The sequence below is a fragment of the Luteimonas sp. A534 genome (genome assembly GCF_054072805.1).
Genome location: NZ_JBSVRR010000003.1, coordinates 316546 through 332390, shown reverse-complemented (window position 1 = coordinate 332390; position 15845 = coordinate 316546). Strand labels below are relative to the sequence as shown.

The 15845-nt window shown below is 69.1% G+C and carries 12 protein-coding genes and 1 riboswitch; of the genes, 8 read left to right on the top strand and 4 right to left on the bottom strand.

From position 1 onward, the window contains the following. Positions 1-13: 13 nt before the first annotated feature. The 6 genes from ACW5F0_RS09730 (at position 14) to ACW5F0_RS09705 (ending at position 5624) form a co-directional block, all read left to right on the top strand. On the top strand, positions 14-1315 hold the full coding sequence (locus tag ACW5F0_RS09730; RefSeq protein WP_456965203.1) for a NupC/NupG family nucleoside CNT transporter: 1302 nt from the start codon (positions 14-16) through the stop codon (positions 1313-1315). Positions 1316-1325: 10 nt separating this feature from the next. Then, a complete protein-coding gene (locus ACW5F0_RS09725; RefSeq protein WP_456963736.1) occupies positions 1326-2306 on the top strand; it encodes a ribokinase in 981 nt (326 codons plus the stop codon). Positions 2307-2357: 51 nt separating this feature from the next. Further along, a complete protein-coding gene (gene dusB, locus ACW5F0_RS09720; protein ID WP_456999640.1) occupies positions 2358-3356 on the top strand; it encodes a tRNA dihydrouridine synthase DusB in 999 nt (332 codons plus the stop codon). Positions 3357-3439: 83 nt separating this feature from the next. Further along, the gene (locus ACW5F0_RS09715; RefSeq protein ID WP_456999639.1) at positions 3440-4078 is read left to right on the top strand and encodes a CDP-alcohol phosphatidyltransferase family protein; all 639 of its coding nucleotides are present in this window, start codon (positions 3440-3442) and stop codon (positions 4076-4078) included. Further along, complete coding sequence (locus ACW5F0_RS09710; protein WP_456963733.1) at positions 4075-4686, top strand: lysophospholipid acyltransferase family protein; 612 nt, start codon at positions 4075-4077, stop codon at positions 4684-4686. Before ACW5F0_RS09715 ends, ACW5F0_RS09710 begins: the two co-directional genes overlap by 4 nt. Continuing rightward, positions 4683-5624: a phosphatidate cytidylyltransferase gene (locus ACW5F0_RS09705; RefSeq protein WP_456963732.1), complete on the top strand. Its 942-nt coding sequence runs from the start codon at positions 4683-4685 to the stop codon at positions 5622-5624. The genes ACW5F0_RS09710 and ACW5F0_RS09705 overlap by 4 nt, the downstream gene beginning before the upstream one ends. Here ACW5F0_RS09705 and ACW5F0_RS09700 read toward each other — a convergent pair. Continuing rightward, positions 5621-6649: a metal-dependent hydrolase gene (locus ACW5F0_RS09700; RefSeq protein WP_456999638.1), complete on the bottom strand. Its 1029-nt coding sequence runs from the start codon at positions 6647-6649 to the stop codon at positions 5621-5623. The two genes, ACW5F0_RS09705 and ACW5F0_RS09700, sit on opposite strands and share 4 nt — an antisense overlap. A gap of 157 nt (positions 6650-6806) precedes the next feature. On the opposite strand from ACW5F0_RS09700, the gene metK reads away from it, so the two are divergent. Then, positions 6807-8018 carry a methionine adenosyltransferase gene (metK, locus tag ACW5F0_RS09695; protein ID WP_456963730.1) on the top strand — a complete coding sequence of 404 codons (1212 nt, stop codon included), beginning with the start codon at positions 6807-6809 and terminating at the stop codon, positions 8016-8018. A gap of 60 nt (positions 8019-8078) precedes the next feature. Here metK and ACW5F0_RS09690 read toward each other — a convergent pair whose 3' ends face one another. From ACW5F0_RS09690 to ACW5F0_RS09680, 3 genes are all read right to left on the bottom strand, one after another. After that, a complete protein-coding gene (locus ACW5F0_RS09690; RefSeq protein ID WP_456999637.1) occupies positions 8079-10076 on the bottom strand; it encodes a hypothetical protein in 1998 nt (665 codons plus the stop codon). 134 nt (positions 10077-10210) lie between these two features. Continuing rightward, positions 10211-12742 (bottom strand): prolyl oligopeptidase family serine peptidase, encoded by a 2532-nt coding sequence (locus tag ACW5F0_RS09685; RefSeq protein WP_456999636.1) that lies wholly within the window; start codon positions 12740-12742, stop codon positions 10211-10213. Between the two features lie 83 nt (positions 12743-12825). Then, the gene (locus ACW5F0_RS09680) at positions 12826-13887 is read right to left on the bottom strand and encodes a GSU2403 family nucleotidyltransferase fold protein (protein ID WP_456999635.1); all 1062 of its coding nucleotides are present in this window, start codon (positions 13885-13887) and stop codon (positions 12826-12828) included. Positions 13888-14162: 275 nt separating this feature from the next. Continuing rightward, positions 14163-14239: riboswitch (S-adenosyl-L-homocysteine riboswitch) on the top strand. 51 nt (positions 14240-14290) lie between these two features. Between ACW5F0_RS09680 and ahcY the strand changes: the two genes are divergently transcribed. Beyond that, positions 14291-15739: an adenosylhomocysteinase gene (gene ahcY / locus ACW5F0_RS09675; protein WP_456963726.1), complete on the top strand. Its 1449-nt coding sequence runs from the start codon at positions 14291-14293 to the stop codon at positions 15737-15739. Positions 15740-15845: the final 106 nt, after the last annotated feature.

The window sequence follows — 15845 nt, the reverse complement described above, 5'->3', positions numbered from 1 at the left end:
AGGGGATCGGGTTCTGATGGAATTGTTGACGCGGATCGGTTTTGGCCTCTTCGGCCTGGCCGTGCTCATCGGGATCACTTGGCTGTTCTCCAACAACAAGGGCCGGGTCGACTGGAAGCTGGTCGGCACCGGCGTGACCCTGCAGATCGCATTCGCGGCCCTGGTGCTGCTGGTGCCCGGCGGGCGCGAGGTCTTCGACTGGCTGGGCCAGCTGTTCGTGCAGGTGCTGGGCTTCGTCAACGCGGGCTCCGAGTTCATCTTCGGCAGCCTGATGGACGTGCAGACCTACGGCTTCATCTTCGCCTTCCAGGTGCTGCCGACGATCATCTTCTTCGCCTCGCTGATGGCGGTGCTCTACCACCTGGGCGTGATGCAGTTGGTGGTGCGCGTCATGGCGCTGGCCATCACCAAGGTGATGCGCGTGTCGGGCGCGGAGACCACCAGCGTCTGCGCCAGCGTGTTCATCGGCCAGACGGAAGCGCCGCTGACGGTGCGTCCCTACATCTCGCGCATGACCGAGTCCGAGCTGATCACGATGATGATCGGCGGCATGGCGCACATCGCCGGCGGCGTGCTTGCCGCCTACGTGGGCATGCTCGGCGCGGGTGATCCCGCGCAGCAGGCCTACTACGCCAAGCACCTGCTGGCGGCCTCGATCATGGCCGCGCCGGCGACGCTGGTGATCGCCAAGATCCTGATCCCCGAGACCGGCGAGCCGCTGACCCGCGGCACGGTGAAGATGGAGGTCGAAAAGACCACCAGCAACCTGATCGATGCCGCCGCCGCGGGCGCCGGCGACGGCCTCAAGCTTGCGCTCAACATTGGCGCGATGCTGCTGGCCTTCATCGCGTTGATCGCGATGATCAACGCCCCGCTGACCTGGCTGGGCGACGTCACCGGGCTTGCGGCGGCGATCGGCAAGCCCACCGACCTGGCGGCGATCTTCGGCTACGTGCTGGCGCCGGTGGCCTGGCTGATCGGCGTGCCCTGGGAAGACGCCGGTACCGTCGGCTCGCTGATCGGGCAGAAGGTGGTGATCAACGAGTTCGTCGCCTACCTGCAGCTGGCCGACATCGTCAACGGCCGCGTCGAAGGCGTGTCGCTCGGCGACGAGGGCCGGCTGATCGCGACCTACGCGCTGTGTGGCTTCGCCAACTTCAGCTCGATCGCGATCCAGATCGGCGGCATCGGCGGGCTCGCCCCGGACCGCCGCCAGGACCTTGCGCGGTTCGGCCTGCGCGCGGTGCTGGGCGGCACCGTCGCCACGCTGATGACCGCGACCATCGCCGGCGTGCTGACCCACATCGGCGCCTGAGGCCGGCAGCGTGTCCCGCGTCGTCGTCGCCGGCTCGTTCAACGTCGACCACGTCTGGCAGTGCGCGGGCTTGCCGCGCCCGGGCGAGACGCTGGCGGGCCACTACGCGACCGGTCCCGGCGGCAAGGGCTTCAACCAGGCGGTGGCCGCGGCCTCGGCCGGGGCCGACACCACCTTCATCTGCGCCCTGGGCGACGACGATGGCGGGCGATTGGCGCGGCGGCTGGCGACCACGCACGGCATCGACCTGCGCGCCCAAGGCGCCGACGCGGCCACCGGCACCGCCGGCATCTTCGTGGACGCGAACGGCGGCAACAGCATCGTCATCGGGCCCGGCGCCAACGCCGCGCTGTCGACCGACTTCGTGGCCGCCCAGGGCGAGGCGATCGCCGCCGCCGACGTGGTCCTGGCCCAGCTCGAGTCGCCCGTGGACGCGATCGTCGAGGCGCTGCGGCTGGCCCGCGCGAACGGCGCGCACACCCTGCTCAACCCGGCGCCGGCCAATGCGGCCTGCAGCCGCGAACTGCTGGCGGTGGCCGAAGTCCTGACGCCCAATGAAACCGAGTTCGCCAGCCTGCTGACCTACCACTGCGGCGACGACGTCGACGCCGGTGCGCTCGCGTCCATGGACGGCGAGGGCCTGCATCGGCTCTGCCGCACCCTGCTGCCGCGCGGCACCCTGGTGCTGACGCTGGGGGCCGCCGGATGCTTTGTCTCGCACCGCGAGGACAGCCTGCGCGGCGATGACCGTGCCCACTACCGCTGTCCGGCCGCCGAGGCCCGCGTGGTCGATACCACCGGTGCCGGCGACGCTTTCAACGGCGCACTGGCGGCCGCGCTGGCGAGCGCGCCGTCGTCGCCCTTCGCAGCCCATGTCCGCTTCGCGACGCGCTATGCCGCGCTGTCCACCGAACGCCCGGGCGCAGCGGACGCGATGCCCCTGGCCAGGGATGTGGCCGCCCGCTGGCCGGATGGCGCGCCCGGCGCCTGACCCCGGGCCAGTGCGCGGGCCCCGTGCCCCGCGATCGGCGACAATACGGCCATGCGCATCGGCCCCCACGACATCGTCGCGAACGTCGTCCTCGCGCCCATGGCGGGCGTGACCGACAAGCCGTTCCGGCAGTTGTGCAAGCGCCTGGGCGCGGGCCTGGCCGTGTCCGAGATGACCACCAGCGACCCGCGCTTCTGGAACACGCGCAAGTCGCTCACGCGCATGGACCACGATGGCGAACCCGATCCGGTGAGCGTGCAGATCGCCGGCACCGAGCCCCGGCTGATGGCCGAGGCCGCGCGCCACAATGCCGGCCAGGGCGCGCAGATCATCGATATCAACATGGGCTGCCCGGCCAAGAAAGTGTGCAGCGCCTGGGCCGGCTCGGCCCTGATGCAGGACGAAGCGCTGGTGGCGCGGATCCTGGAGGCGGTGGTCGAAGCCGTGGACGTGCCGGTCACGCTGAAGATCCGCACCGGCTGGTGCGCGCAGCAGCGCAACGCGCCCGCGATCGCGCGCATCGCGCAGGACAGCGGCATCGCCGCGCTGGCCGTGCACGGGCGCACGCGCGACCAGCACTACACCGGCCAGGCCGAGTACGACACCATCGCCGCTATCAAGGCCGCATTGTCGATCCCGGTGCTCGCCAACGGCGACATCGATTCCCCCGACAAGGCCGCCGCCGTGCTGCGCCACACCGGTGCCGACGCAGTGATGATCGGTCGCGCGGCGCAGGGACGGCCCTGGATCTTCCGCGAGGTGGCGCACTTCCTCGCCACCGGCGAGCGCCTGCCGCCGCCGTCGCTGCGCGAGGTCCGCGACATCCTGCTGTCCCATCTCGAAGCATTGCATGTGCTGTACGGGGAGCAGGCGGGCGTGCGGATCGCTCGCAAGCACCTTGGCTGGTACGCGAAGGATCGCCCGGAAAACGCCGCCTTCCGCAGCGTGGTCAACCGCGCGCAGACCGCGGACATGCAGCTGCAGCTGACCCGCGACTACTTCGACGCGCTCGCCGCGGGCGTCATGCCGGACCTCCCGGCGGCCGCCTGACGCACCGCTGCGCTTGCCAGCGCGCGCAGTCAGCTCCCAAGATGCGCGGCCAGGCCATCGCGCCCACCCAGGGAAGGGAACACATGACGTCACCAGGACAGGACCATGACGCGTCGCGCCGGCCGATCAAGGCGCGCGGCAATGCACTCATCCAGCGGGGCGCCGCAGCGCTCGCGCGATCGCCGCTGACGCCCAACGCGATCTCCGTGCTGAGCATCGCCTTCGCCGCCGCTGGCGCCGCCGCGCTGCTGTGGCTTCCTGCCTGGGGCGCATGGCTGTGCGCGCTGGGCATCCAGCTGCGGCTGCTGTGCAACCTGCTCGACGGCATGGTGGCCGTGGAAGGCGGCAGGTCCACGCCCACCGGTGCGCTGTACAACGAAGTCCCCGACCGCATCGCCGACAGCGTGCTGCTGGTCGCGCTGGGCTGCGCGGCCGGCCTGCCCTGGGCCGGCTGGCTCGCGGCCCTGCTGGCGGCGCTGACGGCGTACATCCGCACGCTCGGCGGCGCGCTGGGGCTGGCGCAGGATTTCCGCGGCCCGATGGCCAAGCAGCACCGCATGGCACTGATGACCCTGGCCTGCTTCGTCGCTCCCTTCGAGACGATGTGGGCCGGCAGCCGCCATGCGCTGGTGATCGCGGTGCTTGTCATTGCCGCGGGCGCACTGCTGACCTGCGGGACGCGCCTGCGCGCAGTCGCCCGGCAGCTGGAAGCCGCCTCGTGATCGCGCGGCTCGCCGGTGCCGTCCTGGTGGGTTTCACCCGCACGCTGGTCGGCGCACGCGCGCAGTGGCGGGTCGCGCCGCCAGTCGGCCAATGCCTGTACTTCGCGAACCACACCAGCCACCTCGACACCGTCGCCATCTGGTCGGCGCTGGCGCCGCGGCAGCGCGCCGAGGTGCGTCCGGTGGCCGCCCGCGACTACTGGGACAAACCCGGCCTGCGCGGCTGGATGTCGGGCAACGTGCTGCGCGCGATCCTGATCGACCGCCAGCGCGCGGCCGCCGATGCCGACCCGCTGGCGCCGGTGCGTGAGGCCCTGGACCAGGGCGATTCACTGATCCTGTTCCCCGAGGGCACGCGCAGCGCGGAACGCCTGCCGCAGGCGTTCAAGGGCGGCCTGTTCAAGCTCGCCAGCGAATATCCCCACCTCGAGCTGGTGCCGGTCTACCTCGACACGCTGCACCGCAGCCTGCCCAAGGGCGCGCTGCTGCCGCTGCCGCTTCCGCTGTACTGCAATGTCAATTTCGGCGCACCGCTGGCCCTGGCCGCCGGTGAGTCGCGCGAGGATTTCCTGGAACGCGCGCGCGCCGCGGTGGAGGCGATGGCATGAGCCCGCAAACGAAGATGGTGTACGTGTTTTCCGGCATCGTCGGCCTGCTGCTGGTGGCGTCGATCATCGGCTGGCTGTTGTCGCGACGCGGATCCGACGGCGGCGGCGCCACGGTGCAGAACCTCAACGCAAGGCTGCGCGCCTGGTGGGGCATGGTGGCGGTACTCGGCGCCTGCTTCGCGATCGGACCGGTGGCCACGCTGCTGGTGTTCGCCGGGATTTCGTTCTTCGCCCTGCGCGAATTCATCACCCTCACCCCGACCCGCGCCGGGGACCACCTGCCGCTGGTGGCCGCGTTCTACCTGCTGATCCCGCTCCAGTACTGGCTGATCCACGACCACTGGTACGGCCTGTTCGCGATCTTCATCCCGGTCTACGCCTTCCTCGCGCTGCCCGTGCTTGCGGTGTTCGGTGGCGACACCACCGACTTCCTCGCACGCACCACCAAGATCCAGTGGGGCACGATGGTCGCGATCTACTGCATCAGCCACGCGCCCGCGCTGATGATCCTGCATCCTGGCGCGCCGGCCGGCCAAGGCCAGCTGTTGCTGCTCTACCTGATGCTGGTGGTGCAGATCAGCGACGTGATGCAGTACGTGTTCGGCAAGCTGTTCGGGCGCCGCAAGCTGGCGCCGGCGGTGAGTCCGTCGAAGACGGTCGAAGGCCTGCTCGGCGGCGGACTGGCCGCGGTCGGCATCGGCACCGCACTGTGGTGGATGACGCCGTTCACCCCGCTGCAATCGGCGGGCATGTCGACGGTCATCGTGGTCGCGGGCGTGTGCGGTGGGCTGGCGCTGTCTGCGGTCAAGCGCAGCCTCGGCGCCAAGGACTGGGGCCGCATGATCGAGGGCCACGGCGGGATGATGGACAGGATGGACTCGGTCGTGTTCGCTGCGCCGGTGTTCTTCCATTTCACCCGCTACTGGTTCCCCGCCTAGGCCGGCGGTCTGGAGGCCGACGGGGGCTCGCTCCAGATGCGGTGCCACATGTCAGCCAGGCGCCGCCGCGCCTCCCAGGGCCAGGAGAGTTGTTCGGGCGGGATCTCACGCCAGCCATCATCCTCACGCTCGGCGACCGCGAAATTGAAGCTGTAGTCGGGCTCCGCGCCCATGCGCAGGTCGCTCAGCACCAGCCGGCCATCGCGCTCGGCGGCCTTCATGAAGCCGCGGTTGAACCAGGCCAGCCGCGCCACCGCGGGATAGCCGTCCACCTGAGCCAGCGCTTCGACGTCGGACATGTAGCGGCGGAACGTCATCGGACGGCGGTCCGCGACCAGCGAATGCTCACCTTCGACGAAGCCGTCCGGCGTAAGCGCCACCACCCGCCACAGGAAGGTGTTGAAGGGCATCGGCACCGAGAACCGCGGCGCATCGACCAGCCCTACGGCCGCCAGCGCGCGGTCGGCCTCGTGCTCCACCAGGGCCTTGGCCGCCAGTGACCAGCCCAGATAGGCGGTGCTCAGTACCAGGCCGGCGGCGAGCGCGCGCTGCGCCGCCACGCGCTCGCGCAGGAAGAACGCCGCGACGCAGGCCACCAGCAGCCAGATCGTGTACAGCCGATCGATGATGAAGACGCTCGACCACATGACAGGCGGCAGCGGCAAGGGCCACAGCAGCTGGGTGCCGTAGACGGTGAAGGCGTCGAGGAGTGGATGCGTCAACAGCGCCATCTGGATCGCCCAGAACCAGCGCCGCGGCGCCTCGGCCACGCGCCCGCCGCGCTTGCGGAAGAACGCCCAGAGCAGCCATCCCAGCAACGGCAGCACGAACAGCGAGTGGCTGAAGCCGCGATGCAGGGTCATCAGCGCGACCGGGTCGTCGGTGAACAGGGCGATCGGCAGCGAGTCCAGGTCGGGCAAGGTGCCCAGCGCAGCCCCTGCCAGCAGCGCGGCGCGGCGGTGTCGGGGTGGCGCAATGGCGGCGGCGACGGCGGCGCCGAGCACGATCTGCGAAAGTGAGTCCATGTGCGGATGCTAGCCGCCGGAGCCCGGGCAACGCATCCTGTGCGATGGAACGCTGCATGACGCCGTGGGCCACCCGGTCGCGGCACAATGCACGCGACCCCGCGCCCATGTATCATGCGCGCCCATCTCTCCATCCGAATCAAGGGATATAAGGCCGATGTCCAGCACCCTGTTCACCTCCGAATCGGTCTCCGAAGGCCATCCGGACAAGATCGCCGACCAGATCTCCGACGCCGTCCTCGACGCCATCCTGAGCCAGGACAAGGGCGCGCGCGTGGCCTGCGAGACCATGGTGAAGACCGGCGTGGCGATCGTCGCCGGCGAGATCACCACCAGCGCGTGGATCGACCTCGAAGCGCTGACCCGCAAGGTGATCCTGGACATCGGCTACAACTCCAGCGACGTCGGTTTCGACGGCGCCACCTGCGGCGTGCTGAACCTGATCGGCAAGCAGAGCCCGCACATCGCGCAGGGCGTGGACCGCAAGAAGCCCGAGGAAATGGGCGCCGGCGACCAGGGCCTGATGTTCGGCTACGCGACCCGGGAGACCAGCAGCTTCATGCCGGCGGCGATCCACCTGTCGCATCGCCTGGTCGAACAGCAGGCCAAGGTGCGCAAGAAGAAGAAGTCGCCGCTGCCGTGGCTGCGCCCCGACGCCAAGAGCCAGGTCACCCTGCGCTACGAAGACGGCGTGGCCGTCGCCATCGACGCCGTGGTCCTGTCCACCCAGCACGCCCCGGGCATCCGCCAGAAGGACCTGATCGAGGCGGTGCGCGAAGAGATCCTCAAGCCCGTGCTGCCCGCCAAGTGGCTGCACAAGGGCACCAAGTACCACATCAACCCGACCGGCAAGTTCGAGATCGGCGGCCCGGTAGGCGACTGCGGCCTGACCGGCCGCAAGATCATCGTCGACACCTACGGCGGCTGGGCCCGCCACGGCGGCGGCGCGTTCTCGGGCAAGGATCCGTCGAAGGTCGACCGCTCGGCCGCGTACGCCGCGCGCTACGTCGCCAAGAACGTGGTCGCCGCCGGCCTGTCCGACCGCTGCGAGGTGCAGCTGAGCTACGCCATCGGCGTCGCCGAGCCGACCTCGATCTCGGTGACCACCTTCGGCACCGGGAAGGTCTCCGACGATGTCATCGAGAAGCTGATCCGCCGCCACTTCGACCTGCGCCCCTACGGCATCATCAAGATGCTCGACCTGGTGCACCCGATCTACCAGCGCACCGCCAGCTACGGCCACTTCGGCCGCACGCCGGAGGACGTCAGCTACACCGACGACGCCGGCAAGACCCACACCGCCACGGCGTTCTCGTGGGAGAAGACCGACAAGGCCGAAGAGCTGCGCAAGGCCGCCCGCATCAAGTAAGGGCGGTCCAGCCCAGGACCCGGCGATGCAGCCATGGCGGCTGCATCGCCCGTGTCGGGGCTAGTTGGTCGCCGCGGGGTTGTTGTCGGCGTAGTTGTAGCTGCTCAGCAGCGCGGACAGGTAGTCGCGCTCGTTGTCGACGCTGACCTCTTCAGCGAGCTCCTGCATCAGTCCCGACAGCGCGTCGTCGGCGTGCAGGTCGGGGAACTTCTCAAGCAGCAAGCCGGCGGCCTGGTCGGTCAGGCCGTCCTTCATCATCTTCTCCAGCTCGCCCTTGATTTCGCCCCAGGTTTCGGACTTGGTGATCGAGCCGGGCAGGATCGTCGACACCACGTTGCCGCCCGGCAGCAGCTTCAGGCCGTCCTGGCCCAGTGCCCAGGCCAGGTCGAGCCCGAACTCCAGGCCCTTCCGCTGCGCGTCGTGCTTGTCGCTCGCCACCTCCACGGCCTGCTCCAGGCCGTTGTCGATGTGACCCAGCAGGGCGCCGGCGAGGTGGGTTACCTGCGCCTGGTTGGCGCCGTCGTATTTGTCGGCGAAGGCGGCATCGTCGAGCGTGTTGACGTCGTTGATCATCGTGCCGAGCCTGTCCACCAGGAACTGGCTGGTGGCGTCGCGCAGGTTGCCGGTGGGATCGGTGAACAGCACGTTCTGGGCGAAGTTCTCGAGCGCCTCCGGGAAGGGGTGGTCGTCATCGAGCATGGCGCCGTTGCCGCCGGTCGAATCGGCCACCATCCGGTCGAAGTCGGACATCAGGATCCGCGACAGGCCATCCTTCAGCAGCGTGTTGTCCTGCCACTGGTCGCGGTTGGCATCCAGGCCGTTGGTCGCGCTGTAGAAGACCTCGTCGCGCACCGACTGCAGGGCCGCGTGGCTGTACGGCGCCGGCGGCTGGTTGCCCGGGCCGCTGAAGTGCGCGGAGTCGAAGCTGAGCGCGCTGACCAGCTGCGCGACGCCGTCGTAGTCGACCTCCTGCCCGATGATCCCGCGCGCATCCGGATCACGCAGCCGTTCGGTCTGGGCATCGGACGTGTATGAATCGAAGGCGGCCGCATGGGGCGGCGTCGACATTGCGAGCGTGATGAACCTGTCGACCGCATTGTCGCCATCGGCCTGCAGGTCGATCATGCGGCTGACCTGGTTCTCGGTGCTGGTCTGTCCCAGCACGAAGGCCGACGCGGCGGCGAGGCTTTCGCGGTCGCCATCGCTGAGCCTGTCGATCGCCTCGTCCGAGAACAGGAACTCGCGGTTGGACAGGTCCTGCCCGGCAAGCGCGAGTTCGCCGGCGGCGCGGAAGAACGCGTTCTGCATGTCCTGGCCGTGGCTGCCGCCCAGTCCACCGAACAGCTGTGCGACGCCCGGGTTGAAGTTGCCGCGATCCATCGCCCAGTGCTCGACCAGGCGGGCGATGTCGGCATCATTGATCACGCCGCTTTCGTACATGTTCTCGATCGCGCCGCGGACGGCTTCGATCTCGCCATTGGCGTAGTCGGCCGACAGGTCGGTGTAGCGGCCCGGCTCGGCGACGCTGCCCAGGTATTGCGCGGTCTTTTCCGCGCCCAGGGCAGCGAAGTAGTCCTGCAGCCACTGCGGGTCATCCTGGTGTTCGCGCACGAAGTGCATGAACTGGGACGTGCCCGCCGACTCCGCACCGCTGCCGTGCGTTCCGACCTGCTCGGTCTGCGCCGCCGCGCCGACAGGATCATCGAAACCCGGGTAGGCGCCTTCGGGAATCGCGGGACTGTCGCTGGTGAACAGCGCGGTGTCTTCGAACAGCGGCGCGTTTTCCATCACCGCGGCCATGTCCTGGTCGGATATCACGCCGTCGGCCGCATACAGGCCGCCGCCGTCGCGTCCGGTGTCGAGCACGGCGTAGACGTCAGGATTGTCGAGCAGGTACTGGGCGGCCGCGCGCTGCCCGGCGGTGTACTGCGAGCCGTTTGCGACCGCTTCGATGTCGTTGCGACTCACCTTGCCGTCGGCGCCGCCGCCCTTCGCCGCGGTATCGAAGACGTTGAAATGCTGCTCGAACGCGCGGACGTTGGAGTCGATCGTGGGCATGGCGACACACTCTCGCGAGGGGGATGCCGCGATTCTGGCGCCGCCCCGCCGACCGATGAAGCTGGGGAAAACCCTCGCCGAAGCGCTGCGCGCGATGCTGAACAGGTGTCCAGCATCATGCGCAGCGCCTGCGTTCAGCGGGCCGGCGCCTCCCGGACGTGCTCGTCCAACCACGCGTGCGTCTCCGCCAGCATGTGCAGGATCGACTCGCGCGCGCGGTAGCCATGCGACTCGTTGGGCAGCATCACCAGGCGTGCGGTGCCGCCCAGGCCCTTGATCGCGGCGAACATGCGCTCGCTCTGCATCGGGAAGGTGCCGGAGTTGTTGTCTTCCTCACCATGGATCAGCAGCACCGGCTCGTTGATGCGGTCGGCGTGGTCGAAGGGCGACATCGCGTGGTAGGTGTCGGTGGCCTGCCAGTAGTTGCGCTCCTCGGCCTGGAAGCCGAAGGGCGTCAGCGAGCGGTTGTAGGCGCCGCTGCGCGCGATGCCGGCGCGGAACAGGTCCGAATGCGCGAGCAGGTTCGCGGTCATGAACGCGCCGTAGGAGTGGCCGCCGATCGCGATGCGGTCGCGATCGGCCACGCCGCGCTTCACCACCTCGTCCACCGCCGCCTGCGCGCTCGCCACCAGCTGGGCAACGTAGGTGTCGTTGGGTTCGGCGTCGCCCTCGCCGATGATCGGCATGGTCGGACCGTCGAGCACGGCGTAGCCCTGTGCCAGGTAGGCCAGCGGACCCCAGTAGCTGATGCGGTTGAAGCGGTAGGGCGAGCCGCGCACCTGGCTGGCGGCATCGGCGGATTTGAACTCGCGCGGATAGGCCCACATCAGCATCGGCAGCGGGCCGTCGCGCGCGGGGTCATAGCCGGACGGCAGGTAGAGGTCGGCGGTCATCTCCACGCCGTCGGCGCGGGCGTAGCGGATCTGCTCCTTGCTCACGCCGCGCAGCTCGGGCGTCGGGTGCGGGAAGTCCGTCAACGCGATCGGCGCGGCATCCGCACCGGCACCTGCACTCGCATCCGCATCCGCATCCGCATCCGCATCCGCATCGAGCCTGCGCAACAGCACGTTCGCCGGGTCGGTCGGCGACTCGCGCGTGGTGAGGATGCGCGAGGCATCGGCATCAAGCAGCGCGAACGGCGACTCGTACCAGGGCGCCGCCGACTGGAACAGGCGCTCGGTGACGCCGCCGGCAAGATCCTGCCGGTCGAGGAAGGGCCGGTCGCCGTCGGCCGACGCGCCGGCGCCGATGCGGTAGATGGTTTCGCCATCGCCGGTGGTGAGCAGGCGTGCGAAGCCGCGGTCGTCCATCTGCATCACCGGCGTGCCGGGATCGGCATAGCGGTCTTCGTACGAGCCCTCTCGCAACAGCGCCGGCGCGATTGATGCACCGGGCGCAAGCCGCCATTCGCGCAGCTGGCGCGTCTTCCACCAGGACTCGGTCAGCAGTGCCAGGCCATCGTGGCCCCAGTACACGCCGCCGTAGCGCATCGAGAGGTCGGCCAGCACCCGCGGCTCGCCCTTGAACGGCGCGGCGTGGGCGAACACGCGGTCGCGCACGTCGACCTCGCGCGCGGGATCGCCGCCGTCCTGTGCCTCGGCCCAGACCAGGGTCGCCGGCGCATCGGCGCGCCACCCGATACGGCGCACGCCGGTGGCCACGGCGTCGTTGCCGGTCGGCAGGCCTTCGACCACGGGCAGCACCGCCACGGTGTGCAGCAAGCGGCCGCCGAGGTCGATGACGTCGATGCGGCGCGGGAAGCGCGAATACGGCACCAGATAGGAGAACGGCCGTTCGAGCCGCTGCCGCAGCAGGTGGCGGCCGTCGGGCGACACCGAGGCTCCCACGTACATCTCCGGCGCGCCGATGCGCTCCACCCGACCGTCCAGCCCGACGCGCGCCAGCTGGCTCGTCATGTAGTACGCAAACAGCGCCGCGTCGTGCGCATTCCCCAGCAGGTCCTGGTAGGTCCGCAGGCTCTGCACGCGGCCGTCGCCGTTGGTCTGCTGGATGTTCGGGCCGGCCGGCACGCCATCGCTCTCAGGCGCGGGCCCCTGCCCTTCCGGACGCAGCAGGGCGATCAGGCCACGGCTGTCGGGCAACCAGTCGAACCCGCTGCCCACCACGCTGCCCAGCGGCTGCTCAAGCAGCCTGCGCGCGCGCCCCGCGGCCACATCCACCAGCCACAGCTCCACGCGCCCGGCGCGGGCATCGACGTGGCTGAAGGCGATGTGGCGCTGGTCGGGCGACCACTGCATCGAGCGCAGGGCCAGCGGCCGGGGCAGGCCCTCGATGCGCCGTTCGCCGCCGCCGTCCACCGCCTGCAGCCAGAGGTCGTCGATGAAGCTGAAGGCGCTGGCCGAATGCGTGCGCGGATGGATGCGCAGGCCGGCGAGCTTGAGCTCGGGTTGTGCCACGACGTCGATGCCCGGCAGCGAGGGCACCTGCATGTAGGCGATGAGGTCGCGCCTGGGCGACAGCGACAGGCTTGGTGCCTGAGGGGCGTCCACGATCGCACGCAGGGCGGGCGTGGGCAGGCGGTAATCGGAATCGGAATCGGCCAGTATGCCCACGGGTTCGCGGGCCTGCAGCGCGGCGGTCGCGAACAGCAGGCCTGCAAAAAGGATGAGCGGTGCGAAGCGCGGCCGCGCGACGGATTTTGGCATGGGTGACTCCCCTGACACGAACCTCGAGCCTAGCCCGGACGCCACGGCGTGTACCGTGGCGAGGGTCATGGTGGCCCGTGCACTCAACGCACGGCGACAACCTCGCGATCGAACCGCGCGACAACGTCCGCATGCACCTTCGGCGCCAATGCCAGCGAGGCGCGCGCGCGCTTTTCCCAGCCCGCGCCGCGCCCTGCAAGGTCGTTCCAGGCATCCGCCAGGGCATGGGGCGCGCGCTGCAGGTGCCAGTCGATCAAGGCCAGCGCCTGGGCGATGTCCTTATCGTGCTTGGGGTTGGCGGGCCCGCGCTCGTGCGCGACGATCAGCTTGTGCAGCCCGTAGCGCGCCGGGTCCGGAAGATTCACAAGGCAGGCGTCCGCACGATCCAGCAGCACGGCCTGCCCCGACCGCTCCATCAGGTAATCGAGGAACTTCATCGGACTGAGTGACACGCCAAGGTCGGGTGCATGCACATCGCTCCGCCCACCGCGCCGGCTGGACGTCAGGAAATCGACACGCAGCCCGGGGTCACGCTCGCTCACGTACAGGCTGGCCATCCCCTTGCTGCCTCCCAGCGCGGGCAGGAATCCCTGTTCGAGCGATTTCAGCGCATCATGCGCATTCGCCCGCAGGTCGGCCGGCAGCGCCACGGCGATGTTGCCCCCGCGGCCGGCATGGGCGAAGTCCATGTCAAGCGTCCGCGTTCCGCTGCCCCATGCGACACCCAGCTGGTTGCCCAGTGCCAGGAAGGCATGTGTCCCCACCAGCAGGCCGCCGGCACGGAAGAACTGGTACTCCGACAGCCGCTTCACGATGCGGAAGTGCTTTGGCGGCGTTGCGACGCAGCCGTGCGCAAGCGCTGCCGCTGCTTGCCGTGCCACTGCGTCCAGCGTCGGCGAACCCGCGATGCGCGCGCGCTCGATCGCGTCGATCGCCGGCCCCGCCGGTCCGAGGTAGTACTCGCGCTTGCGCCCGTCCAACTCCTTGAAAGCCCAATACGCGTAGCGCGAGCCCTTGATGGTCTTGTACGCCACCTTGCCGGTGACCGACGCAGGCGAGCGCGTGGCCTCGGCCACCTGCACGAGCTCGTGCAGTTCGGCATAGGCCGTCTGCGCGGATGCGGCGAGTTCGCGGTAAAGGGCCATCGGCTTTCCTCAAGAACAGGTGAGTTATACCACCAGATATTAGTGCGGTGGTATAACTTGACTCCGTACACCCTAGGGAATGCTGCGTACAGCGCAGCGCAGATGGGGTCAAGGAACGACAACGGAGCGCCTCCTGCCCGCCGCGAAGATCCTGCCCTACCCCGCCGGGCACGGCGCAGACCCTCGCGAAGCCGCGCCGCCACCTGTTCAGCTGCGTGCCAGCGAAGCGGCGGCCGTACGCCCCGCGCCGGGGCACAAGCGATATAATCGCCGGCTCCGCCGAGGGGCGCTGCGACCGTGGAACCTGCACGGCCAGGCTCGGCGGAATACACCCCAACGGCGCCCGGTTCCCCACCCCACCCTCTCCCCGAGCGGGACAGGGAGCAGAAACCGGAGCTTCCGCATGAACGCACAGGTCAAGACCTTCTCCACCGAGGGCGATTACAAGATCGCCGACATTTCCCTGGCCGACTGGGGCCGCAAGGAAATCGACATCGCCGAGCACGAGATGCCCGGCCTGATGTCCATCCGCCGCAAGCACGCCGCCGAAGCGCCCCTGAAGGGCGTGCGCGTGACCGGCTCGCTGCACATGACCATCCAGACCGCGGTGCTGATCGAGACCTTGAAGGACATCGGCGCCGACGTGCGCTGGGCGTCGTGCAACATCTTCTCGACCCAGGACCACGCCGCGGCCGCGATCGCCGCCACCGGTACCCCCGTGTTCGCCTGGAAGGGCGAGACGCTGGAGGAGTACTGGGACTGCACGCTCGAGGCGCTGAGCTTCCCCGACGGCAAGGGCGGCTTCCTCGGCCCGCAGATGGTGGTCGACGATGGCGGCGACGTGACGCTGCTGATCCACAAGGGCTACGAGCTGGAACAGGGTGACGAATCCTGGGTCAACGGCGCGGCGTCGAGCCACGAAGAGCAGGTGATCAAGAACCTGCTCAAGCGCGTCGCCAAGGAGCGTCCCGGCTTCTGGACCATCGTCGTCCGCGACTGGAAGGGCGTCTCCGAAGAGACCACCACCGGCGTGCACCGCCTGTACCAGCTCGCCGAAGCCGGCCAGCTCCTGGTGCCTGCGATCAACGTCAACGACTCGGTCACCAAGTCGAAGTTCGACAACCTGTACGGCTGCCGCGAGTCGCTGGCCGACGGCCTGAAGCGCGCGCTCGACGTGATGCTGGCCGGCAAGGTGGCCGTGGTCTGTGGCTATGGCGACGTCGGCAAGGGTTCGGCGGCTTCGCTGCGCGCCTACGGTGCGCGCGTGATCGTCACCGAGATCGACCCGATCTGCGCCCTGCAGGCGGCGATGGAAGGCTATGAGGTCAAGACCGTCGAGGACACGCTGGGCGAGGCCGACATCTACGTCACCACCACCGGCAACAAGGACATCATCACCGTCGCGCACATGACGGCGATGAAGGACCAGGCCATCGTCTGCAACATCGGCCACTTCGACAACGAGATCCAGGTCGATGCGCTGAAGGCCGTGGCCGGCGTCGAGGTCATCAACATCAAGCCGCAGGTCGACAAGTTCGTCTTCGCGAACGGCAACGCGATGTTCCTGCTGGCCGAGGGCCGCCTGGTGAACCTGGGCTGCGCCACCGGCCACCCGAGCTTCGTGATGTCGAACTCGTTCGCCAACCAGACGCTGGCGCAGATCGACCTGTGGGCGAAGAAGGACGAGTACGAGAACAAGGTCTACATCCTGCCGAAGAAGCTCGACGAGGAAGTCGCGCGCCTGCACCTGGAGAAGATCGGCGTGAAGCTGACGAAGCTCACCAAGGACCAGGCCGACTACCTGGGCGTGTCGGTGGATGGCCCGTTCAAGGCCGACCACTACCGCTACTGAGGCCAGTCCTCGACAGCACATGTAAAACGAAGGGCGCCGCAAGGCGCCCTTCTTGCTTCGCGCCGACGGGCGGGGTGCCGGGTCCAAGCGCTTTTTTGCCACGGAT

Excerpts from the sequence above, each read along its gene's own strand:
- ahcY (WP_456963726.1), top strand. The coding sequence starts at position 14,291 with ATGAACGCACAGGTCAAGACCTTCTCCACCGAGGGCGATTACAAGATC.
- ACW5F0_RS09705 (WP_456963732.1), top strand. The coding sequence starts at position 4,683 with ATGAGCCCGCAAACGAAGATGGTGTACGTGTTTTCCGGCATCGTCGGC.
- ACW5F0_RS09680 (WP_456999635.1), bottom strand. The coding sequence starts at position 13,887 with ATGGCCCTTTACCGCGAACTCGCCGCATCCGCGCAGACGGCCTATGCC.
- metK (WP_456963730.1), top strand. The coding sequence starts at position 6,807 with ATGTCCAGCACCCTGTTCACCTCCGAATCGGTCTCCGAAGGCCATCCG.
- ACW5F0_RS09690 (WP_456999637.1), bottom strand. The coding sequence starts at position 10,076 with ATGCCCACGATCGACTCCAACGTCCGCGCGTTCGAGCAGCATTTCAAC.
- dusB (WP_456999640.1), top strand. The coding sequence starts at position 2,358 with ATGCGCATCGGCCCCCACGACATCGTCGCGAACGTCGTCCTCGCGCCC.
- ACW5F0_RS09715 (WP_456999639.1), top strand. The coding sequence starts at position 3,440 with ATGACGTCACCAGGACAGGACCATGACGCGTCGCGCCGGCCGATCAAG.
- ACW5F0_RS09685 (WP_456999636.1), bottom strand. The coding sequence starts at position 12,742 with ATGCCAAAATCCGTCGCGCGGCCGCGCTTCGCACCGCTCATCCTTTTT.
- ACW5F0_RS09700 (WP_456999638.1), bottom strand. The coding sequence starts at position 6,649 with ATGGACTCACTTTCGCAGATCGTGCTCGGCGCCGCCGTCGCCGCCGCC.